Origin of the sequence: Bradyrhizobium uaiense (assembly GCF_010811875.1) — a bacterium.
Lineage (GTDB): Bacteria > Pseudomonadota > Alphaproteobacteria > Rhizobiales > Xanthobacteraceae > Bradyrhizobium > Bradyrhizobium uaiense.
The window spans coordinates 1-238 of sequence record NZ_VKHP01001082.1 but is presented as its reverse complement, the minus strand read 5'-3'; the positions used below and the strand labels follow the sequence as shown (position 1 = coordinate 238).

The 238-nt window shown below is 62.2% G+C and carries 1 protein-coding gene; it reads left to right on the top strand.

What is annotated here, in order from left to right; genetic code table 11:
• Positions 1-238, top strand: a 238-nt coding sequence (locus FNJ47_RS48845; protein WP_163163832.1) for a hypothetical protein, incomplete at both ends; no start/stop codon positions are given.

Below are 238 nucleotides of genomic sequence, written 5' to 3'. Positions count from 1 at the left end.
TCACTGCAACGCAGGATTCTGGTACGGGCACGCTGATTACGGCCACACCACCTATTACGCCGTCGGTTAACGTCGCGAACTACCCTTCGGCGAGTGCAGGTCAGTTGATCACCTTGTCGAGCCTGGTGACCGTCGTTGACCCGAACAGTGCCGGCTATCGGACTCTCCAGCTGTGGGATTCGAACGGCACGGCAGCCGGCGGCGAGTTCCTGATCAACGGCGTGGCGCAGCCCGCAGG